Here is a 19,878-nt window from a genome sequence, read left to right as displayed (position 1 = left end):
GACATGAGCAACCGGATGTGGGGCGGGCGCTTCGCGAGCGGCCCCGCCGAGATCATGGAGGAGATCAACGCCTCCATCGGGTTCGACAAGCGCCTCGCGCCCCAGGATATCCGCGGCTCGCTGGCGCATGTGGCGATGCTGGGCAAGGCGGGGATCCTGCCTGCGGAGGATGTGGCGGCGATCGAGGCCGGGCTCAAGAGCGTCCGTGACGAGATCGAGGGCGGCAGCTTCGTGTTCAAGCGCGAGCTTGAGGACATCCATATGTCCGTCGAGAGCCGGCTGACCGAGATCGTCGGGCCGGGCGCCGGGCGCCTGCACACGGCGCGTTCGCGCAACGATCAGGTCGCCACCGACATGAAATTGTGGGTGCGCGACACCCTCGATTCCCTCGATGCCCAGGCCGCCGACCTTCAGCGGGCGCTGGCCGAGAAGGCGCTGGCCCATGCCGGTACGGTGATGCCGGGCTTCACGCACCTGCAATCCGCCCAGCCGGTGACGTTCGGGCACCATTGCCTCGCCTATGTCGAGATGCTGGCCCGGGACCGGGGCCGGTTCCGCGACGCGCGGGCGCGGCTCAACGAATGCCCCCTCGGGGCGGCGGCGCTGGCGGGCACCTCGTTCCCCATCGACCGGCACGCCACGGCGGCGGCCCTCGGCTTCGATCGGCCGACGGCGAACTCGCTGGATTCCGTGGCAGACCGCGACTTCGCCCTCGAAGCGCTCTCGGCGGCCTCGATCTGCGCCGTCCACCTGTCGCGCTTCGCGGAGGAACTGGTCGTGTGGACCTCGGCCCAGTTCGGCTTCGTGAAGCTGTCGGACGGCTACACGACCGGCTCCTCGATCATGCCGCAGAAGCGCAACCCCGACGCGGCCGAACTGGTCCGCGCCAAGGCGGGGCGGATCGTCGGCGCGCTCACCGGCCTGCTCATCGTCATGAAGGGCCTGCCGCTCGCCTATTCGAAGGACATGCAGGAGGACAAGGAAGGCACGTTCGACGCCCTCCAGGCCCTCTCCCTCTGCCTCGCGGCCATGACCGGCATGGTGCGGGACCTGGAGCCGGTGGCCGACGTGCTCGCCAAGGCGGCAGGCTCCGGCTTCAGCACGGCCACCGACCTCGCCGACTGGCTCGTGCGCGAACTCGGCATGCCGTTCCGGCAGGCCCACCACGTCACCGGCCGCCTCGTCGGCGCGGCCGCCGCGAAGGGCGTGGGCCTCGAAGACCTCTCCCTCGCCGAGATGCAGGAGGCCGAGCCGAAGATCACCGAGGCGATCTACGCGGTGCTCGGCGTCGAGAATTCGGTGGCGAGCCGCACCAGCTACGGCGGCACGGCACCGGACAACGTCCGCACCCAGGCGCAGGCCTGGCTCGGCCGTCTCGACGAATCCTCACGCTGAGATGATGCGGCGCAACCAGCGAGGCGGTGGCGCGTTCACCGTCTAGCTAGGTGCGCCGCGTTATGGGGGTAAAGCGCGCGACCGGAGAGACCGCACAGCATGTCGATCGAGAGCTGGATGACGCCCGAAGAGGTTGCCGATCTCGCTGCCCATGCGAGCGCGGTCATCGACGCCGCCCTGGTGGGCACCGACCTGTCGCGGGAGGTCTTCTGGGCCGCCGTCCGCAAGGGCTACAACACCCCCTACAACGATCCGCCGAAGCGCCGGGCCCTGCCCAACGCCGTGCCGGCCCCGGTCACGGTGCAGATGGACGCGGACAGCGAGCCGTCGCCGGCCCTCGTCGCCCCGGCCATCGCCGCCGCCGAAATCCGCGCGGTCTGAGCCGGCTCACGGCTGATCAGTCCACGGCGCTCGTCGCCGGCTGCCTTGCTGTTGTCCCGAGCCGGGTTCATTAATCGATCCCTAACGGCAAAGCTCGCTCCGGCTCGCGCCCGCAGGGAATGAATATGGTCCGCGTCTCCCATCTGATTCCGGTCGGCCTCGTCACTTTGCTCGCCTGTGCCGCGCCACCGAATTCGATGGCAAACCGCCTGTTCGGCGTGGCACCCGCCCTGGCGCAGGACGCGGAGGCACCGGCCGAGGCGGCGCCCAGCCGGCGCTCCCGCCACGCCTCGCGCCGGAGCAGCCGGAAGTCCGAGACGAGCCAAGTGACCCCGCCGGGCATGCAGCAGGCGGTGCCGGTGGCGATCTTCGGGGATTGGAACGTCTTCGTGAACGGCGAGGCGCGCAGCCGGATCTGCTACGCCATCGCGCAGCCCCAGACCCGTTCGCCCAAGACCCTGAAACGCGACAGCGCCTATCTGTTCGTCACGGTGCGCAAGGCCGAGAACGTGCCCAACGAGGTGGCCGTGATGTTGGGCTTCCCGCCCAAGCCCGCCGCCGCGCAGGTCAAGGCCGGCTCCCCGGCGATGCCGACCGATCCGAGCCTGAGCCTCGGAGCGTCCCGCTACGGGCTTGTCGTCAAGGACGGCAATGCTTGGCTCCAGAACCCGACGGACGAGACGCGGGTGGTGACGGAGATGAGCGGCCGCGCGCCGAAGCTGACCATCAAGACCACCTCGATGCGCGGCAACCCGACCAGCGACGAATACGAGTTGGCCGGCTTCGCGGACGCGATCAAGCGCGCCCGCGAGGAATGCGCCAAGTAGAGCGCGCGACCCTGGTCAGGCTCTAGACGGCGACGGCGCGCGGGGTCTTCCGCGCGCCCGGACGCGTTAGATCGCGGACGGCGCGGGCCGCCTGCTCGGGGCTGCGGAACAGCATGCCGTCGAGGCCGTCGAAATCCCGCGAGGCCGAGAAGAACCGCACGCCGCGATCCTCCGGCACCGCGATGCCGGCCGCGACCTCCCCCACTTCGATCACCCGCGCGAGGGCGGGGCCCGGCTCGAAGGGCAGCGGCGGTGGTTCGCCTGAGGGGAGGGGGGTGTCTGAGTGATTCACGGGCGTGACGAGCGAAAGGGATGTGGGCATCGGACGAGCGACTCCCTGGGCCGGCGCAAGAGCCGTGCCTGATTGCGGTGACGGGCCGGTGACTTCCGAAACGATCGGAGCGGGCGGCTAGCGTCGACAGCGCGGATGGAGCTGGTGCGCGAACCGATTCGACATGAGCATGACAGTCACGTTGTCCTCCACAGTGAAGGACCGCGAGGCGAAGCCGAGCCCTCGCAGTGCTTTAGCGTTTGGTGACGCGGCGCAAGCGACGCTAATCAAATCACCGCGGCCGCCCTTTGCAAGGCCGACGACACCATGGTGCCTCCACGAACATCAGACGTCAACGGAATTGTCTTCCGTTTTTGCGGCCGGGCTCAGTGGAATTGTGGCAACGCTCGCCAGTTGCTCAGCAACGCAACTCTGAAGTGCATTTCTAATCTGTGATGACTTTGGAGAGATTCAAATAATCCGAGAACACCGTGCCCGCCCCGGCGCGCAGGAGATCGGTGCCGTCCCGGTCGTGGCCCCAATGCCCGCCGCCGGTGAAGCCGACGACCCGCATCCCGGCCGCCACCGCCGCCGTCACGCCGGGCACGCTGTCCTCGATGACGAGGCAGGAGGCCGGCGCCGTGCCCATCTGTTCGGCGGCGAACAGGAACAGGTCCGGGAAAGGCTTCCCGCGCGCGACCTGCGCGGAGGAGAACACGTTGCCGGAGAAGAGATCGAGCAGGCCGGTCAGGGCGAGGGAGTGGCGCAGCCGCACCGGATCGCTGCTCGACGCGACGCAGACCGGCTGGCCGAGGCCCCGGATCGCCGCCGCGACGCCGCGCATCGCCTTCAACTCCCGGTCGAAGGTGGCGAGGGTCTCGGCCTTCACGGCATCGACGAAGCCCTCGGGGGCGGGGATGCCGTAATCGCGCTCGATATGCCCCATGATCGAGACCATGGAGGTGCCCGCGAAGCGGTTGCGCACGGTGTCGAGGTCGATGGGTACGCCGATGCGGTTGAGGCCGGCGGTGAGGGTGGCGAGGCTCAGCGGCTCGCTGTCCACGAGGACGCCGTCGCAATCGAAGATCACGAGGGCGGGTGTCGCGCTTGCCATGCCGAGCCCTCGTCCCCCTCGCGCGGAGGGATGCCCTCCGAAGCGGGGCTGTGGCACGGGGCCCGGCGGCAGGCAACCGCTTGCACCGGCCCGCCGCAGCCCGTAGGCGGAATGCCGCGCCGCCCCGGCGCGGTTCGATGACCCGGTGATGCTCCGTTTCCTCGCCCGCCTGCTCGGTCTCGTGTTCATGGCCGGCGGCTTCGTCGCCCTGGTCTATGACGGCGCCCGCTCCATCGCGAATAACGGCCCGCGCCTCACCTCCGTGTCGGACGTGATCACCACCCTGTTCAAGGACAGGGCGGGGGCGCTGCAGACGGGGGTGGAAGGCGCGGCGCCCTGGCTGTGGCACGTGCTCGGGCTGCCGCTCACCCTCGCGCCGGCCTCCCTGGTCGGGCTCGTCCTCGGGGCGTTCCTGCTGTGGCTCGGCCAGCCCGGCCGCGAGCCGATCGGCTTCCTGACGCGGCCCTGAGGCGCCGCCTCAGCGCCGGTCGAGCCGCGCCTCGGCCTCGGCGAGGCGGCTCTTCAGGTCATCGATCTCGGCCTGCATCCGGTGATGCTCCGAGGCGTCGAGCTGCGAGGCGAAGAAGTAGACGACCTTGCCGTCCTCGTCGCGGACCGGGCCGACATAGAGGGCGTTGTGGAAGGTCGAGCCGTCCTTGCGGTAGTTCAGGATGTCGATCTTGATGTCGGTCTCGTCGCGGATGGCGCCGCGGAGCCGCGCGACGGCCTCGGGATCAGTGTCCGGGCCCTGCAGGAAGCGGCAATTGCGCCCCGTCACCTCAAGGCGGCTGTAGCCGGTGAGCTTGAGGAACGCCTCGTTGGCGAACACGATGGGGTTGTCGAACTGCCGGGGGTCGGTGACGATCATCGGCATGCGGGTGGCCCGCACCGCCGCCGCGAAGGGGTCGCCCAGTTGCGCCTCGCTCTCGAGACTTCCGAGAAGATGGGTGGTGGCCTGCTCCGTTCCCACCTGTCTCGTCCCCCTGTCCGGCGCCGCGTCGCCGAGTACAACCAGAAATACCGGCCCGCGGTCTAGTCCCTCGAAACATGTTTCCCGCTGCGGCGAAGAGATGCCTTCGCTTTCGCGGTGGAGCGGGCGATCCCATCTTGGGGATGGTACGAACAATCACGCGGGGCGAGCGATGTTCCTTTTCCGCAAGAAGGTCGAGATGCCGAATGCGGCCGACGCCCTGCCGGGCCGTCCGACGCCGCTTCGCACGGCCGAGCGCCACTTCGTGAACGGCAACCCGCTGAAGGGGCCCTATCCCGAGGGTGCCGAGACCGTCGTGCTCGGCCTCGGCTGCTTCTGGGGCGCCGAGCGGCGCTTCTGGCAGGTGCCGGAGGGCGTGTTCGTGACGGCGGTCGGCTATGCCGGGGGCTACACGCCGAACCCGACCTACGAGGAAGTCTGCACCGGCCGCACCGGGCATAACGAGGTGGTGCTGGTCGCGTTCGATCCGGCCGTCCTGCCCCTGGGCGCGCTGCTGCGGATCTTCTTCGAGAGCCACAACCCGACCCAGGGGATGCGCCAGGGCAACGATGTCGGCACGCAGTACCGCTCCGGCATCTACACGAACGGGCCGGAGCAGGCCCACGTCGCGAAGGGCGTCCGTTCGGCCTATGCCGAGGCGCTGCGCGCGCGACGGTTCGGCGACGTGACCACCGAGATCGTCCCCCTTGGCCCCTTCTACTTCGCTGAGGAGTACCACCAGCAATATCTGGCCAAGAACCCGGGCGGCTATTGCGGCCTCGGCGGCACGGGCGTCAGCTGCCCCGTGGAGGCCGGCGCCCCGGCCTGAGCCTCAGCCGGTCGGCGTCTTCGCCACCGGCTTCAGGAGACCCGTCGCGCTCGCCACCGGGACACCCTCGGCATCCCGGATCTCGGCCTCGCAGAACAGGATCGAGCGCCCGCCGCGCGTCACGCGCCCCACCGCCTCCAGCGTGCCCCGGCCGGGGTTGAGGAAGCGCGTCTGCATGTCGAGGGTCACGACCGGGCATCCGGCGGTGAGGCGGGCGGCGGTGCCCATGGCCACGTCGAGCAGGGTGCAGACGATCCCGCCATGGGCGATACCCAAGTTGTTACTATGCTCTGGGCGCATGACAAGCCTGAGGCGGGTGCGCCCCTCCGTGACGTCCAAAGCTTCTATTCCGCAGAACCGCACGAATGGAATCTGCGCTCCGAAGATGGTCTCGGGATCCCATTCCGTCATTTTGACGCCTCTTCATCCGCGCCCCGGCAGTGAGCCGACCGCGCGATGCTCGCAACGGTCGTACAGTGCAGGCATACCAGATACGGCAAGTTTAGACCGATCAATGTCGAAACCCGTACTACTCGCGTCGTAACCCTTCAAAACGAGACGCGGCTGGAAGCCGAAGCGCTTGCGCGTCTCAGGCTGCTTCGAGCAGGAAGTTTCGTTTCGGACGACTGCGCTTGAGGCCTTTGCGAATAATCATGACAGATTTCTCTGTGACTGACCAAAATTGTGTTCTCATGTCTCTTGATTTTGGCGCACAAACGTTAGAACCGTCGCTGAAGCCCCAAGGAGAGGGAATCAACGATGGACGATACGGCAGCAGTCCCCTACGAGAGCTTGATCGAGCAAGCTTCGGATATCGTGTCCGCTTATGTCTCGAATAATTCGGTCCCGGTCGGGGAACTGCCAGCGCTTCTCGCCGGCGTGCATGAGGCGTTACTGAAGTTGGCGTCTCCCGCCCCGGCTGCGCCGGAAGTCGCGGACAAGCCGACCCCCGCGCAGGTGCGCAAGTCGATCACGCCGGATGCGCTGATTTCGTTCATCGACGGCAAGCCGTACAAGACGCTCAAGCGTCACCTCTCGCGCAATGGTCTGACCATTGAGCAGTATCGCGAGCGTTACGGCCTCCCGCGCGATTACCCGTCCACCGCCGCGAGCTATTCGGCGCAGCGTTCGGAACTCGCCCGTAGCCTCGGCCTCGGCCAGCAGCGCCGCAAGTCGTCGGCCTCGGCCGCCGCCGAGGAGCCGGCCGCGCAGGACGAGCCGGCCGAGAAGCCGAAGCGCGCCCCCCGCGCCCGCAAGACGAAGGAGCCGGCCTAGTCGCCGCCGGCCTTCCCGCGGGAAGGCCCTCCGAGATGGGGGCGCGAGCCCCCGTTCTCACCGGGACCATGCCGACTTGAAAGGTGCCGGCCCTCAGGGGCCAGGCACCTTTTGTGTCTCAGCGGGAATTGCCGCCGCCCCCGCCGCCGCTGCTGCCGTTCGGCACCGCCAGTTCCGGCCGCCCGGCATTGCCGCCCGCCGCCGAGTTCGACGTGTAGGTCTCCGCGCCCGTGGCGCCCCGGGGGATCGTCACGTTCACCGACCCGCCCGTGTTGTTGCGGTCGATGATTGCGAAGCCGCCGGGGGCCGGCGGGGCGACGCCCGGCGGAAGGGGCTGGGCCAGGACGGCGCCCGTCGCCAGCGGCAGGACGGCCAGGGCCGCCGCCAGGGAAATGCCCGTCTTCGTCATTCTCGACTCCTCGGATTGGCTGTTCTGAGACATGGGTGCAGCCCGTCTGCCGTGGAAGGGCGGCCGATGCGCCGCTATCTCACCGTCAGGACCGGACGATCCGGTCCCGTATCCCGGAGACCGGATTGGGCCAACGTTACGGGCTGGAGATCCGCGCCGCATCCCCCGCCGACGCACCGGGCCTCGCGGCGCTGATGGCGGATCTCGGCGCCCCCGCCGACCAAGCCGCCCTCGCGGGGCGGGTCGAGGCCCTGGCCAGGGCGGGCGGAAGCGCCCTCATCGCCGTGGAATGGGGGCCGCCGAGCGGGATCGTCGTCCTGCAGGCGGTCCACGATCTCGCAGCGGCCCGCCCGGCCGGGCTGATCGCGACCCTCGCCGTCGCCCCCGATGCGCGGCGGCGGGGCATCGGGCGGCTGCTCGTGAAGGCGGTGTCGCGCTCGGCCCGACTCGCGGGATGCGACCGGCTGCTCCTCGTGCCCGATGCCGGGGCGGCGGGGCTTATGGATTTCGCGGCGGCGACCGGCTTCCTGCCGGAGGGCGGTCTGCTCGTCCGGCCGCTGCTGCGGCGCGGGCCGCAGGCCGAGTGAGACGGTCCCAGGGTGGAGCATATCGGAAAAGGCGCAGCTTAAAGGTCGATTCACGCCGCTGGCTTAGGTTCGGCTAACGGTACTCGTGCGTAAACCGGTCCCTGATGCCTGCATCTGATGCGCTGCCGGACCTTTCCGGGCTCCTCGAACTGTCGAGGATCGAACAGCTCGATCTCAAACCCGTCGTCCTGCGCGTGCAGACGGACCTCTACTTGCGCGCGCCCCGCCGGGACCGGGCGGTGCGCGAGACTTTTACCTCCCTGGCCTGTGGATTGATCCCGACCGTCGATCAGGAAACCCTCCGCCTCGTCGCCGAGAAGCTCGCCACCCATCCCGAGACGCCCCCGGCCGTCCTGGAAGCCCTGGCGGCACGGGGCATCATCGCGCCCCCGGCCGCCGCCGAAACGGACCCGGCCGAAGACGCTCCCATGCCGGCCATGCTCACGGCCCGGCTCGCCTCGCTCCCATCGCTCCGCCGCGAGGCGATCGAGGACCTGTCGCGCGACGGCCGGCCGGAGGTCGATCTCGCCCTCGCCCTCAACCGGGGGATCGTCCTGGGGGGCGAGCCCCTGCGCCGCGTGGTCGGCCGGGCCCGGCGCGATGCCGATCTCGCCCGTGTCATCCTCGCCCGGCCGGATCTCGCGGCGGGAGACCTCGCCCCGCTCTATCTCCACGCCGATCCGGCCACGCGCGAGGGCATCGTCCGCGCCGTCGAGGCGACGGCGGGGCTGCGGCCCTGTCCGCCCGTGCCGCGCGGCCTCGGCGCGGCGCTGACCGCGCTGTCCACCGACCGGGACGTGCCGAGCTTCGTCGAGACGCTGGCGGCCTCCCTCGGCCTGCCGGCCGATTTCGTGACCGAGGCCGACGCCCCCGATGGCCGCTACGACCTGCTGACCCTGGCCATGCGCGCCGCCGGTTTGCACGAGGACGAGGCGGTCTACGTCTTCCTCACGCTCAACCAGGGCGTGGCGCGCTCGGGGGAACGGGTCACGGCGCTGGTGGCGGTGTTCCGCTCCCTCGGCCGCGCGGCGGCCCGCGACCTGCTGGCCACGCTCCTCGACCGGCCCCTGGCCGAGCGCACGCCAGACCTCCACCGGCCCTATCACGGCCCGGAAGCCTCCTTCCGGCATGGCGCCGAGCGCGCGGCGCCGGTGCGCGCGACCCCGCCCGTGCGCAACCGCCTCGACGGCAGCCGCTAGACCGTTCGCGGATCGGCCGGCGTTTTACCGCTCCACGCCACGCCAGGCGGGGCTGCGGTCGGCTTCGTTGAGGGTGTCGCGGGATGCGGCCGGCTCCTCGGCCCCGGCCCGGCGGCTCAGTTCGGCGATCAGCCCCTTGGCCAGGACATCGCGCACCACCCGCTCGCGGGTCTCCGGCGGCACGAGGGCCGTGACGGCCGGCGCCGCCGCCTTCGCGGAGGGGAGGGTGGCGAGCTTGCGCGCCTCCTGCACCGGATCGGCGCCGCCGCGCAGCAGCGCGAGATAGGACAGCGCCCCGACAACCAGGACGACGCGCAGGACGAACAGCATGGGGCGCCCCTTCGTGAATGCGGAGCGGACGATTGGCCCGGTTCGGTGAAGCCGGCGTCAACCGTCGCCGCCATTCCTGCGAAATGGTGAACGTATTCCCCAGGTATCTCGGTTACTTCGTGGAAAGCATCTCTGGCAGTCGCGAAGGTTCCGCAACACTCGTTTAAGGGGGGTCTGAGAGCTTATCCGTGTCGTTCGAAGTCGAACAGGAAGCGTTCCGGGTGTCTGACAATCACCTTGGCGCCGCGGGTGTGAGTCTTGACCATCCATAAAGTCCTGACCAGCCTGTTCGACGAGCGCCTTGCCGGTCTCGTTCACCGCTCGGCGAGCGAGGATTCCGGCATGCGGCACCGCCACGAGCGGTTCCTCGTCTCCCGCCTCGCCACCGGTCTCGTCACCATGGCGGCGCTGCCTCCCTACCTCCTGTGGCGGGGCGTGCCCTCGGCGATCGAGGCCGCCGCCTTCGCGAGCCTGCTCCTGCCCGTCATCGCCGCCGTGCTCCTGTCGCGCACCGGCTCCCTCTGGATCGCCCACGCGGTGTCCTCGGCGGGGCTCACCGGCCTCGTCGTCTGCCTCGCCATGATGACCGGCGGCCCGGCCTCGCCCGCCGCCGTGTGGCTCGCGGTCATCCCCCTCGAAGCCCTGGTCTCCGGCTCCTGGCGCGCCACCGTGGCCGCGACGGTCCTCGCCGCCCTCGGCGTCGGCGCCGTGCTGATCGGCTCGCTGTGGCTCGGCGCCAACCCGGTCATCTCCCTTCCCGTGAACATCGCCCTCCCGGTCTTCGCCCTGGCCGCCCTCGGCCATGTGGCGGCCCAGGCGGTCGAGCACCTGCGCAACGAGGGCGCATGGCGCGAGCGCCTGCGCAGCAACGAGGCCCGCGACCGCCTGCTCCTCTCGGCCATCGACGACCTCGTGACCTGGCACGATTGCAACGGCCGGGTGATCGAGGCCTCCGCCTCGGCGATCAAGCTCGTCGGCAGCGACGCGGCGACCCTGCGGGGCCACGGCCTCCTGAAGCGCGTCCACGTCGCCGACCGGCCGGCCCTGCTGAGCGCGCTCAGCGACGTCGCGGCCACCGGCCGCCCGGCGACGCTGGCCGTGCGGCTGCACGTCGATCCGGCCGCCCGCCGGGCCGACCGGGCGGATCTGATCCATGTGGAAATGCGCGCCCACCGCATCGCCGATGCGGGGCTGGCCGGCGAGATGACGGTGGTCGCCGTCACCCGCGACATGACCGAGCATCACCGCCACGCCCAGGAACTGGAGGCGGCGCGCACGGCCGCCGAACTCGCCGACGCCGTGAAGGGCCGCTTCCTCGCCAACGTGACCCACGAGCTGCGCACGCCGCTCAACGCCATCATCGGCTTCTCCGAAGTGCTTTCGGGAGCGGGCGGCATCACGATCGGGCCCGATCAGTCGCAGGAATATGCCAGCGTGATCGAGCAATCGGGCCGCCACCTCCTCGACGTCGTCAACACGCTCCTCGACATGAGCCGGATCCAGAGCGGCAACTTCGACTACAAGCCGGACCTGATGGACGCGTCCGAACTGGTCCTGTCCTGCTGCAACCTGATGAAGCTCAAGGCCGGCGAGGGCGCGGTGCACCTCATCGCCAACCCGGCCGGGCCGCAGGAGATCGTGGCCGATCCCCGCGCCTGCCGTCAGATGCTCATCAACCTCATCTCCAACGCCCTGAAATACACGGGCGCGGGGGGCACCGTGTCGGTCAGCCTCAACCGTGCGGTGGACGGGCTCGAGATCACCGTCGCGGATACCGGCGTCGGCATCGCCGCCGAGGACCTGCCGCGCCTCGGCACCCCGTTCTTCCAGGCGGGCACCAGCGGCTATGCCCGCAGCCACGAGGGCACCGGCCTCGGACTCTCGGTTGTGCAGGGTCTCGTGGGCCTGCACGGCGGCACGATCCGCATCGAGAGCGCGCCGGGCCTCGGAACGATCGTGACGGTGACACTTCCTTATGCCGGTTGCGATCAGGATGCGCCGGGCGGCCCCGCGCCGATCTTCACCGCCATCCGCGGTGCGGCGCAGGCAAAGCCCAAGGTTGTAAGGCTCCCCCTCGGCCTGTTCGACCCCGAGCCGATCTCCGGCGCGGTGGCGGCGTCCGATCTCACCGTATCGGTGCCGTTCCGGCGGGCCGGCTGAGGAGAGCCTGGAAGGAGATTCGATGGCTGGCTATCGCGAGATCACCGTCGCGAGCGAGGGGCGCCAACGGCGTCCGGCGCGGGCCGCTCAGAGACCAATGCCGTCCCTGCGGAAGGGGGGCTGGAAGGCCGTCGCGGCCGAGGTGCTGCGCTTCGGCTTCGCCGAGGGCAAGGTCCTGTGCCGCGAGCGGCCGGGGGCGGTCTTCGGCGCGGTGATCGCGCTCGGCGCCGCCGGCTTCATCTGCGTCAACGCCCTCGATTCCCAGAAGGGCCGCCACCCGGCGCCGATCCTGCCGCAGGTGCCCGCCAAGGTCGCCGCGAAGGTGCCGGCGCCCGCCGCCGCCCCTGCGCCCGTCCAGCGGGACGCCGCGAAGGAGGCCCCCAAGGAGACGGCGAAGACGGCCGCCGGGGATTCCATCGGCGACCTGATCCGCGCCGAGGACACGACCGCCTCGGTGAACCCGCGCCAGAAGCCCGTCGCCGCCCCCGCGAAGGCCGAGGCGTCGGCCGCCGACGTGGCGGTGACACGCGCCCAGCGCGCCCTGACGAAGCTCGGCTACGGGCCGATCAAGGCCGATGGCGCCATGGGGCCCGCCACCAAGGCGGCCATCGAGAAGTTCGAGCGCGACCGCAAGCTGCCGGTGACGGGCGAAGCGGCCGGGCGCACGCTGAAGGCCCTCGAAGCCGGGGCCGCGAAGGGGTAGGGCTACGCCATGCCCCGCCTGCGTTCCGATTTCTGGGTCTCCGCGCATCTGCGCCGGCTCAACGACCTCACCATTCCCGCCGTGCTCCGGCGTCGCGGCGCGGCGGAGGCGGGGGCGATCTTCGTGAAGATGGACCGCCTCGACGGTACCGCCGACCTCTACGGCCCGGCGCCCCAGGCGCTGATGGCCGAGCCCGACGATCTCGGCGAGCGGCGCTTCACCCCCGTGCTCGCGGGCGCCACGCCCCTCGACGTGGAGGAACGGCTCACCCGCGAGATCCGCTTCGATTCCGATCTGTGGATCATGGAGATCGATGACCGCGCCGGCCGGCACTTCCTCGACATCGCCGAGTGAGGCGTGACGGACGGCGATGCGCCGCTATCCCCACAGGTCTGGGTCGGGCGGGAAGATGGTGCTGCCCTCGTAGCGGAGCGGCGGCTCGCGGTCGCGGGCCAGCAACAGCGGCCCGTCGAGGTCGATGAAGGCGGCGCCGCCGGTCAACAGCGTGGCGGGCGCCATGCCCAGTGAGGTGCCGAGCATGCAGCCGACCATCACGGTCAGCCCACGCGCCCGCGCTTCGTTCGCGAGCATCACCGCCTCGGTGAGGCCGCCGGTCTTGTCGAGCTTGATGTTGATCGCGTCGTAGCGCCCGGCCAGGGCATCGAGCCCGGCGCGGTCGTGTAGGCTCTCGTCGGCGCAGACCGGCACGGGGTGCGGGATGGCGGCCAGCAGATCGTCCTCGCCCGCCGGCAGCGGCTGCTCGATCAGCGCGACCCCCGCCGCAAGGCAGGCCGCGAGGTTGGCCTTGACATTCGAGGGCCGCCACGCCTCGTTGGCATCCACGATCAGCCTGGAATCCGGGGCGCCGTCCCGGACGGCGGCGATCCGCTCCGGGTCGCCGTCGCCGCCGAGCTTCACCTTGAGCAGCGGGCGGGCCGCCGCCTTGCGCGCCGCCTCGCCCATGCTCTCCGGCGTGCCGAGGCTCAGGGTGTAGGCGGTGGTGGCCGGCACGGGCGCGGGCAGGCCCAGGATCTCCCAGGCGCGCCGCCCGGACCGCTTCGCCTCCAGGTCGAGGAGGGCGCAATCGAGCGCGTTCCGGGCCGCGCCCGCCGGCATCAGCCGGGCCAGGGCCTCACGGTCGATGCCCCCCGCCAGGACGTCCGCCTGCGCCGCGATGAGCGCCGACACGCTCTCGACGCTCTCGCCGTAGCGGGGATAGGGCACGCACTCGCCCCGGCCCGCATGGGCGCCGTCCTCGATCCGCGCGACCACGACGGCGATCTCGGTGCGGCTTCCGCGCGAGATGGTGAAGGCCCCCGCGATGGGGAACCGCTCGACCGACAGGCTCAGGCGGCGGGCCATGGTCAGGTCTCCGGGAAGTCGGCGACGATCCGGTCCACCAGCGCCTCGACGCCGAAGCGCACCGGGTCGGTGGCCGGCAGGCCGTACTCGGCGGCGAGGCCGTCGAGGAGCGCGCGCGCCTCGTCCTCGGCGAGGGCCTGCGTGTTCACGGCGATGCCCACGGGGCGGATGTCGGGGTTGGTCAGGCGGCCGAGCTGCACGGTGAGGTCGATGACCTCCCGGATCGTCGGCAGCGGGTGCGCGACGCCGCGCATCGTGGTGCGGGTCGGCTCGTGGCAGACGACGAAGGCGTCGGGCTGCGCCCCGTGGAGCAGGCCGAGGCTCACGCCCGCGAAGGACGGGTGGTAGAGCGAGCCCTGGCCCTCGATGAGGTCCCAATGGCGCGGCGCGGCCTCCGGCGAGATCGTCTCGACGGCGCCGGAGATGAAATCCGCCACCACGGCGTCGATGGCGACGCCCTTGCCGGAGATGAACACGCCGGTCTGGCCGGTGGCGCGGAAGTCGGCGTCGAGGCCGCGCGCGCGCATGCCCTTCTCAAGCGCCAGCGTCGTGTACTTCTTGCCGACCGAGCAATCTGTGCCGACGGTCAGCAGGCGGCGCCCCACGCGGCGAGTGCCCTTGCCCGTGGGGAAGGTCTCGCTGCTGTGGCGCACGTCGTGGAGCTTGCTGCCCCGCTTGGCTGCCGCCTCGGCGATGGCGGGCACGGCGCCGAGGCGGACGTGCAGCCCGCTCGCTATGTCGAACCCGGCTTCGATGGCGGCGACGATCTCCTTCACCCAATGGTCCGGCAGGACGCCGCCCGCGTTCACGACGCCGACGACCAGGGTGCGGCACCCCTTGGCCAGGGCCTCGGGGAGGGTGAGGTCGGGGATGCCGAGATCGGCCTTGCAGCCCGGCAGGCGCATCTGGCCGATGCACCATTCCGGCCGCCAATCCTTGATGCCGTAGGCGGTCTTGGCCGCCAGCGCGTCGGGCACGTCGCCGAGGAACATCAGGTAGGGCGTGGCGATCTGCATCGGACGGACCTCTCGCTTCGTCCCGTCTATGCGGGATCGGGGCGCCGTCCCGCAAGGCGGAAGCTCGACCGTTCCCGGTGCAACCTTGGCCGATCCTCGTTGCCCCATGTGAAATCCGACACAACCGACCGGAGCTTCGACCGATCATAACCTGTGTGGTGGTCGCTCCCCGGCCCAGGGCTAGGCGGGACAACGCATCTCAAACAAGTCCGCGGCCCTGATGGAAACCCCCCTGTCGCGAAAGCTGAAAAACTTCGTACCCCTCACGATCGCCGACCGGGACATGCTTGCGGAGGTCCTCGAACCGCCGAGACTGATCGAGCCTCGGGCGGATATTGTGGAGGAGGGAGAAGATCCGCGCGCCGTCAACGTCGTGATGAGCGGCTGGGCCTGCCGTTACAGGCAATTCGAGGATGGCCGCCGCCAGATCATCTCGATCCTCCTGCCGGGGGATTGCTGCGACCCGCACATCTATCTGCTCGACCGGCGCGACCACGCCATCGGCGCCCTGACGCCCGTGGCCATCGCCCGCATTCCGGGCACGGCCATGGCCGAGTTGAAGAGCCGGAACCCGTCCCTCGACCTCGCCTTCCACCGGGAGGAACTGGCCGGCGCCGCGATCCAGCGGGAATGGACGGTGAGTCTCGGGCGCCGCTCGGGGGTGGAGCGCCTTGCGCACCTGTTCTGCGAATTGCACGCGCGGCTCGCCGCCGTGGGCCTCGCAGACGGGACGAGCTGCCCGATGCCGCTGACCCAGCCCGACCTCGCCGACGCCCTCGGCCAGACCACGGTGCACATCAACCGGACGTTGCAGGATGTGCGGGCGGCCCGGCTCCTCAGCCTGAAGAGCCGGCGCCTGACCCTGCTCGATCCCGAGGGGCTGCGCCGGCTTGCCAAGTTCGATCCGTCCTACCTGCACCTGCGGGCCGCGCGCGATGCGGCGCGCGGCCTTGAGGCGATCAGGCCCTGAGCGGCGCCTAGAGGACCGGCATCGCGCCGGCCACCGTGATCAGGGCGCCGGAGGTGTAGCTGCTCTCCTCGGCGGCGAGCATCACATAGGCCGAGGCGAGTTCGGCGGGCTGGCCGGGGCGGCCGAACGGCACCTGGCTGCCGAAGGACTTCACCGCGTCCTCGCTCATGCCGGCGGGGATGAAGGGCGTCCAGATCGGGCCCGGCAGCACGCCGTTCACGCGGATGCCCTTCTCTGCGAGGAGCTGCGCGAGGCTCAACACCATGTTGCTCAGCGCGCCCTTGGTAGCGCTGTAGGCCATGAGCGTCGGCATCGGATGCTTCGAGTTCACCGACGAGGTGAAGATCACCGACGAGCCCGGCTTCAGATGCGCGAGGGCCGCCTTGGTGACGTAGAACGAGCCGAACACGTTGGTCTTGAAGTGGTCCTCGAAGATGTGGTCCTCGATCTCGTCCAGGCTCTTGCCGGGCTGCTGGAAGGCGCCGTTGTTCACGACGATGTCGAGCCGGCCGAACGCCTCGGCGGTCTTGGACACGATCTCCTTGGCGTAGCTCGCCTGCTTCAGGTCGCCCGGCAGGAGCAGCGCCTTGCGGCCCGCCTTCTCGATCCACTGGCCGACCGCCTCGGCATCCGCCTGCTCGTCGGGGAGGTAGGAGATCGCGACGTCGGCGCCCTCGCGGGCATAGGCGATGGCCACCGCCCGGCCGATGCCGGAATCGCCGCCGGTGATCAGTGCGGCCTTGCCGGTGAGCTTGCCCGAGCCCTTGTAGCTCTCCTCGCCGTGGTCCGGCTCGGGGCTCATCTTGCCGGTCTTGCCGGGGAAGCTCTGCGGCTGGCCCTCGAAGGGCGGACGGGGATACTTGTGAAGCGGATCGGTCATGGGGTGTCCTTCTGCAGGCGCCCTGCGCCAGTTACCCCGCCAACAGGACGCGGTTCGCTCACGTTCCACGCCTGTCCCGTGGCGATGGGACGCGAACAGGAGGCCCGACCATGCCCGCCGACCTGACCGGACGCCGCGTCGCCTGTTTCGGCGAATGCATGCTCGAACTGCGCACGCGGCCCGACGGGCTGCTCTCGCGCGGCTTCGGCGGCGACACCCTCAACACGGCCCTCTACCTCGCCCGGCTGGGGGCGGCGGTCGATTACGTCACCGCCCTCGGCGACGACGATTTCAGCACGGAGATGCTGCGCGCCTGGGAGGACGAGGGCATCGGCACAGGCCCTGTCCGCCGCATCCCCGGCAGCCTGCCGGGGCTCTACGTCATCGAGACCGACCCGGACGGCGAGCGGCGCTTCCTCTACTGGCGGGACGCGGCGCCCGTGCGCCGGCTGTTCGACCCGCCCCATAGCTCGGCGACGGAGGCGGCGCTCGCCGGGGCGGGACTCGTCTACCTCTCCGGGATCAGCCTGTCGCTCTTCGCCGGACCGGCGCGGGAGGCGCTGTTCGCCGCCCTGGAAGGGGCCCGCGCGGGCGGGGCGCGGATCGCCTTCGACACGAATTTCCGGCCGCGCGGCTGGCCCGATCGCGCGCTGGCCCGGGAGGCCTACGACCGCATGGCCGGGCTCAGCGACGTGGTGCTCGCGGGCTGCGAGGATTGGGCCGCGCTCGCGGGGGACTGCTCACCCGACGCGGTGCTGGCTTGGCTCGACGGGGCCGGCGTCGCGGAGGCGGTGGTGAAGCTCGCCGAGCCGGGCTGCCTCGTGCGCGGTGATGGCCCCGCCGAGGCGGTGCCGGTGCCGGAGCGGGTGTCGCCCGTCGACACGACCGCCGCCGGGGACAGCTTCGCCGCCGGCTACCTCGCCGCCCGCCTCCGGGGGGAGGCCCCGGCCGCCGCAGCGCGGGCCGGGCACCGGCTCGCCGCCGTGGTCATCGCCCATCCGGGCGCGATCATCCCCCGCGAGGCGATGCCGGGCTAGGGCGCCTTCAGCACCGCGCGGCAGGCGGCGGGCAGGGCGGCCATGGTCATCGGCGGCCTGGGCTTCGGCTTGGTCTTCGGCGGCTTGGGGTGAAGCACCGCGTCGGAGAACCAGTAGCCGAGGTCGTCGCAGCCGTCGCCGGAGGGCGGCGGGTCCTGCGATTGGCAATCGCCCTGGCCCGCCGGGCAGCTCAGGCGGATATGGTAGTGATAATTGTGCCCGTACATCGGGCGGACCTTCGACAGCCAGCGCCCCCCGCCGGATTCCCGGCACAGGGCCTTCTTGATCGCGGCGTTGACGAAGATGCGCTCCACCTCCGGCTGCTCGGCGGTGAGCTTGATCAGTTGCAGGTGGTTCGGCGTCCAGACATCCGGGTCGATGTCGAGGCGGTCGCTGCGGACCATGTCCGTGGCGGAGGTCTCCTCGCGCTCGGCGCGGCTCATCCGGTGGTCGGGCATCGGCGTGAGCCACACGTCGGCGTCGATGCCGATCTGGTGCGAGGCGTGGCCGGTGATCATCGGCCCGCCGCGCGGCTGCGCCATGTCGCCCACGAGGAGGCCGGGCCAGCCGACCCGCGTCGCCTTCTCGGACAGGCGTTCGAGGAAATCGACCATCACCGGCAGCCCGTACATCCGGTTGCGGGAGGGGCGCATCACCTGCCAGTGCGGCCCGTCGAGGGCCAGCGCCTCGCCGCCGGAGAAGCAGCCCTTGGCGTAGAAGCCGTAGATGTGCGGCGCCCCCGAACTCGGGCGGGTGACGCGGCCGAACAGGGCCTTGGCCGGCGTCGAGGGATCGTCCGGATTGGCCAGCGGCGGCAGGGGCTTCGGGTTCACGCTCCCCCTGTCCTGGGCATGCGCCGCGCCGGTCAGGGCCAGGGCGGCGAAGGTCGTGAGGCAGGCGAGGCGCGGAAGCGTCATGCGGGCGTCGGTCCGGGAGGCGCGGAGAAACGCTGCAGCCTCGCCGAAGGCCGCGGCGTTTTTCGGGCAGGATCGCGGGAGCGTCAGCCCTTCGACGGCCCGCACCAGCCGGGGAGGTAGCCGGCCTCCTTCGACTTGGCGAGGGAGAGCGCCTTCTCGAGCGCCGCCGAGAAGTCGTCCTCGACCCGCTTCCCCTTGATGTTCCGGCGCAGGTAGTCCGCCCACAGGAACTCGCTGAATGGCGTCGTGTCCTTGGCGAAGCCCCCGGCCCGGCGCAACTCGCCCGCGAGGCTGCGGAACGGGTCGTCCTTCAGGTCGGACATGGATTTCGGGATGTCCGTGAAGTCCCGGCGGATGCCCTCCTCGTCGTAAGGGTGCACCCAGGACTTGTGATCGCACACGGTCCAGAAGGCGTCCCTGCCGAGGTCGTGCAGGTCGGCGACCACCGTCACCAGCACCTCCTCCACGCCCTCCTCGTGCAGGGCGCGGGAGAGGTGGTGATGGTCGATGACGAAGTGCCGCTTCTTCGGGCCGAGCAGGGTCGGGATCATGTGGGCGCCGAGGAAGGCGCGTTTCTTCTCGGCATCGTATGCCTGCCAGCGGCGCCGCTTCTCGGCGACCTCCCTCAAGCCAACGGTCATCTGCGTCGGGCGCAGCTCGCTGATCGGGATGCTCTTCAGGAGCGGTTCGCGGTTGGCCATGAGCGCCTCTCGGGAGGTTGCGTCGTGATCACGCAGGTAGATCACGGCGACGGCGCAAGTCACGGCCGGGCGGCTCCCTCACGGGGCAGGGGGGATCACGATGTGAGGAGGAGCCCCTTCCGCGCGGCGTCGAGGACATGGACACGGATCGCGGAGGAGAGGTTCTGCTCCCCGCGTGCGCCGTCGATGGCGCCGATCAGCGCCTGGACCGAGCGCCCTTCGCCCGCGGCGAGGGCGGTGAGCGCCTGCCAGAACGGGTCTTCGAGGGACACGCTGGTGCGGTGGCCGGCGATCATCACCGACCGTTTGACGATCCCGCTCAACGGATCGGCCTAATCCTTGGCCCCGTCCTCCGGCTCTTCGAGGCGGTGGCCCTCGTGCCGGGTCTCCTCCAGCGCCTTGCGCTTCTGCTGCAGGGTCTTCGTCTTCTTCGGGGTGCCGAAGGCGATGCGGTTCGTCTCCGCCTGCGCGTCGGCCTCGGCGCGGGCGCGGGCCTTGCGGACCTGACGAAGGTTGATGACCTCACCCATCCCGCGAACCCTCCC

Annotated in this window: 25 protein-coding genes and 1 pseudogene; 13 read left to right on the top strand and 13 right to left on the bottom strand. The window is 70.6% G+C overall.

Annotated features, from left to right (window positions below; genetic code table 11):
- Window positions 1-3: 3 nt before the first annotated feature.
- The 3 genes from argH to ACXJ1Y_RS13800 all read left to right on the top strand — a co-directional run bounded on the left by argH (window position 4) and on the right by ACXJ1Y_RS13800 (window position 2,603).
- Complete coding sequence (gene argH / locus ACXJ1Y_RS13810; RefSeq protein ID WP_463846808.1) at window positions 4-1,395, top strand: argininosuccinate lyase; 1,392 nt, start codon at window positions 4-6, stop codon at window positions 1,393-1,395.
- A gap of 99 nt (window positions 1,396-1,494) precedes the next feature.
- Entirely contained in the window at window positions 1,495-1,776 is a 282-nt protein-coding gene (locus tag ACXJ1Y_RS13805) for a hypothetical protein (protein ID WP_463846807.1), read from the top strand.
- 125 nt (window positions 1,777-1,901) lie between these two features.
- Entirely contained in the window at window positions 1,902-2,603 is a 702-nt protein-coding gene (locus ACXJ1Y_RS13800) for an invasion associated locus b family protein (protein ID WP_463846806.1), read from the top strand.
- A 22-nt stretch (window positions 2,604-2,625) separates the two neighbouring features.
- Here the strand turns inward: ACXJ1Y_RS13800 and ACXJ1Y_RS13795 are convergent, their stop codons facing one another.
- The gene (locus tag ACXJ1Y_RS13795; protein WP_463846805.1) at window positions 2,626-2,925 is read right to left on the bottom strand and encodes a hypothetical protein; all 300 of its coding nucleotides are present in this window, start codon (window positions 2,923-2,925) and stop codon (window positions 2,626-2,628) included.
- Between the two features lie 394 nt (window positions 2,926-3,319).
- The gene (locus ACXJ1Y_RS13790) at window positions 3,320-3,988 is read right to left on the bottom strand and encodes an HAD family hydrolase (protein ID WP_463846804.1); all 669 of its coding nucleotides are present in this window, start codon (window positions 3,986-3,988) and stop codon (window positions 3,320-3,322) included.
- Window positions 3,989-4,136: 148 nt separating this feature from the next.
- Between ACXJ1Y_RS13790 and ACXJ1Y_RS13785 the strand changes: the two genes are divergently transcribed.
- Window positions 4,137-4,457: a PetM family of cytochrome b6f complex subunit 7 gene (locus ACXJ1Y_RS13785; protein ID WP_463846803.1), complete on the top strand. Its 321-nt coding sequence runs from the start codon at window positions 4,137-4,139 to the stop codon at window positions 4,455-4,457.
- A gap of 15 nt (window positions 4,458-4,472) precedes the next feature.
- Here the strand turns inward: ACXJ1Y_RS13785 and ACXJ1Y_RS13780 are convergent.
- Window positions 4,473-4,958 (bottom strand): annotated as a pseudogene (locus ACXJ1Y_RS13780) (PAS domain-containing protein); the annotation flags it as partial.
- A 172-nt stretch (window positions 4,959-5,130) separates the two neighbouring features.
- On the opposite strand from ACXJ1Y_RS13780, the gene msrA reads away from it, so the two are divergent.
- Entirely contained in the window at window positions 5,131-5,787 is a 657-nt protein-coding gene (gene msrA, locus ACXJ1Y_RS13775; RefSeq protein ID WP_463846802.1) for a peptide-methionine (S)-S-oxide reductase MsrA, read from the top strand.
- Window positions 5,788-5,790: 3 nt separating this feature from the next.
- Here the strand turns inward: msrA and ACXJ1Y_RS13770 are convergent, their stop codons facing one another.
- Window positions 5,791-6,198 (bottom strand): PaaI family thioesterase, encoded by a 408-nt coding sequence (locus ACXJ1Y_RS13770; protein WP_463846801.1) that lies wholly within the window; start codon window positions 6,196-6,198, stop codon window positions 5,791-5,793.
- A 348-nt stretch (window positions 6,199-6,546) separates the two neighbouring features.
- Between ACXJ1Y_RS13770 and ACXJ1Y_RS13765 the strand changes: the two genes are divergently transcribed.
- On the top strand, window positions 6,547-7,062 hold the full coding sequence (locus ACXJ1Y_RS13765; protein ID WP_342164311.1) for a Ros/MucR family transcriptional regulator: 516 nt from the start codon (window positions 6,547-6,549) through the stop codon (window positions 7,060-7,062).
- A gap of 118 nt (window positions 7,063-7,180) precedes the next feature.
- On the opposite strand, the gene ACXJ1Y_RS13760 is transcribed toward ACXJ1Y_RS13765, so the two are convergent.
- Entirely contained in the window at window positions 7,181-7,471 is a 291-nt protein-coding gene (locus ACXJ1Y_RS13760; RefSeq protein WP_463846800.1) for a hypothetical protein, read from the bottom strand.
- Window positions 7,472-7,596: 125 nt separating this feature from the next.
- Here ACXJ1Y_RS13760 and ACXJ1Y_RS13755 point away from each other — a divergent pair, with 125 nt between their 5' ends.
- Window positions 7,597-8,058, top strand: coding sequence for a GNAT family N-acetyltransferase (locus ACXJ1Y_RS13755; protein ID WP_463846799.1), 462 nt, complete (start codon window positions 7,597-7,599; stop codon window positions 8,056-8,058).
- A gap of 104 nt (window positions 8,059-8,162) precedes the next feature.
- Complete coding sequence (locus ACXJ1Y_RS13750; RefSeq protein WP_463846798.1) at window positions 8,163-9,257, top strand: hypothetical protein; 1,095 nt, start codon at window positions 8,163-8,165, stop codon at window positions 9,255-9,257.
- 24 nt (window positions 9,258-9,281) lie between these two features.
- Here ACXJ1Y_RS13750 and ACXJ1Y_RS13745 read toward each other — a convergent pair whose 3' ends face one another.
- Window positions 9,282-9,587, bottom strand: a complete 306-nt coding sequence (locus tag ACXJ1Y_RS13745; RefSeq protein WP_463846797.1) for a hypothetical protein — start codon at window positions 9,585-9,587, stop codon at window positions 9,282-9,284.
- Between the two features lie 258 nt (window positions 9,588-9,845).
- Here ACXJ1Y_RS13745 and ACXJ1Y_RS13740 point away from each other — a divergent pair, with 258 nt between their 5' ends.
- From ACXJ1Y_RS13740 to ACXJ1Y_RS13730, 3 genes are read left to right on the top strand one after another with little or no spacing between them, the layout of a single operon-like run.
- Window positions 9,846-11,747, top strand: a complete 1,902-nt coding sequence (locus tag ACXJ1Y_RS13740; protein ID WP_463846796.1) for a sensor histidine kinase — start codon at window positions 9,846-9,848, stop codon at window positions 11,745-11,747.
- A 22-nt stretch (window positions 11,748-11,769) separates the two neighbouring features.
- On the top strand, window positions 11,770-12,450 hold the full coding sequence (locus ACXJ1Y_RS13735) for a peptidoglycan-binding domain-containing protein (RefSeq protein WP_463846795.1): 681 nt from the start codon (window positions 11,770-11,772) through the stop codon (window positions 12,448-12,450).
- 9 nt (window positions 12,451-12,459) lie between these two features.
- Entirely contained in the window at window positions 12,460-12,804 is a 345-nt protein-coding gene (locus ACXJ1Y_RS13730) for a DUF1491 family protein (protein WP_463846794.1), read from the top strand.
- A gap of 24 nt (window positions 12,805-12,828) precedes the next feature.
- On the opposite strand, the gene dgcA is transcribed toward ACXJ1Y_RS13730, so the two are convergent.
- Together dgcA and dgcN are read right to left on the bottom strand one after the other, a co-directional pair.
- Window positions 12,829-13,812 carry an N-acetyl-D-Glu racemase DgcA gene (gene dgcA / locus ACXJ1Y_RS13725; RefSeq protein ID WP_463846793.1) on the bottom strand — a complete coding sequence of 328 codons (984 nt, stop codon included), beginning with the start codon at window positions 13,810-13,812 and terminating at the stop codon, window positions 12,829-12,831.
- A gap of 2 nt (window positions 13,813-13,814) precedes the next feature.
- Window positions 13,815-14,828, bottom strand: coding sequence for an N-acetyltransferase DgcN (dgcN, locus tag ACXJ1Y_RS13720; RefSeq protein ID WP_463846792.1), 1,014 nt, complete (start codon window positions 14,826-14,828; stop codon window positions 13,815-13,817).
- 220 nt (window positions 14,829-15,048) lie between these two features.
- Here dgcN and ACXJ1Y_RS13715 point away from each other — a divergent pair, with 220 nt between their 5' ends.
- The gene (locus tag ACXJ1Y_RS13715; protein ID WP_463846791.1) at window positions 15,049-15,798 is read left to right on the top strand and encodes a Crp/Fnr family transcriptional regulator; all 750 of its coding nucleotides are present in this window, start codon (window positions 15,049-15,051) and stop codon (window positions 15,796-15,798) included.
- Window positions 15,799-15,805: 7 nt separating this feature from the next.
- Here the strand turns inward: ACXJ1Y_RS13715 and ACXJ1Y_RS13710 are convergent, their stop codons facing one another.
- A complete protein-coding gene (locus ACXJ1Y_RS13710) occupies window positions 15,806-16,678 on the bottom strand; it encodes an SDR family oxidoreductase (RefSeq protein ID WP_463846790.1) in 873 nt (290 codons plus the stop codon).
- A 110-nt stretch (window positions 16,679-16,788) separates the two neighbouring features.
- On the opposite strand from ACXJ1Y_RS13710, the gene ACXJ1Y_RS13705 reads away from it, so the two are divergent.
- Window positions 16,789-17,715: a sugar kinase gene (locus tag ACXJ1Y_RS13705; protein ID WP_463846789.1), complete on the top strand. Its 927-nt coding sequence runs from the start codon at window positions 16,789-16,791 to the stop codon at window positions 17,713-17,715.
- On the opposite strand, the gene mepA is transcribed toward ACXJ1Y_RS13705, so the two are convergent.
- The 4 genes from mepA to ACXJ1Y_RS13685 form a co-directional block, all read right to left on the bottom strand.
- Entirely contained in the window at window positions 17,712-18,632 is a 921-nt protein-coding gene (gene mepA / locus ACXJ1Y_RS13700; RefSeq protein WP_463846788.1) for a penicillin-insensitive murein endopeptidase, read from the bottom strand. The genes ACXJ1Y_RS13705 and mepA overlap by 4 nt on opposite strands.
- 83 nt (window positions 18,633-18,715) lie before the next feature.
- Window positions 18,716-19,333, bottom strand: coding sequence for a ParB-like protein (locus ACXJ1Y_RS13695; protein WP_463846787.1), 618 nt, complete (start codon window positions 19,331-19,333; stop codon window positions 18,716-18,718).
- 95 nt (window positions 19,334-19,428) lie between these two features.
- Window positions 19,429-19,656, bottom strand: coding sequence for a ribbon-helix-helix domain-containing protein (locus tag ACXJ1Y_RS13690; RefSeq protein ID WP_463846786.1), 228 nt, complete (start codon window positions 19,654-19,656; stop codon window positions 19,429-19,431).
- Between the two features lie 9 nt (window positions 19,657-19,665).
- Window positions 19,666-19,863: a DUF4169 family protein gene (locus ACXJ1Y_RS13685; RefSeq protein ID WP_342164292.1), complete on the bottom strand. Its 198-nt coding sequence runs from the start codon at window positions 19,861-19,863 to the stop codon at window positions 19,666-19,668.
- Window positions 19,864-19,878 lie beyond the last annotated feature (15 nt).

Source organism: Methylobacterium sp. TK26 (genome assembly GCF_055361565.1).
Note: the sequence above shows the minus strand (reverse complement) of the source record. Positions and strands in the feature narration are given on the sequence as shown.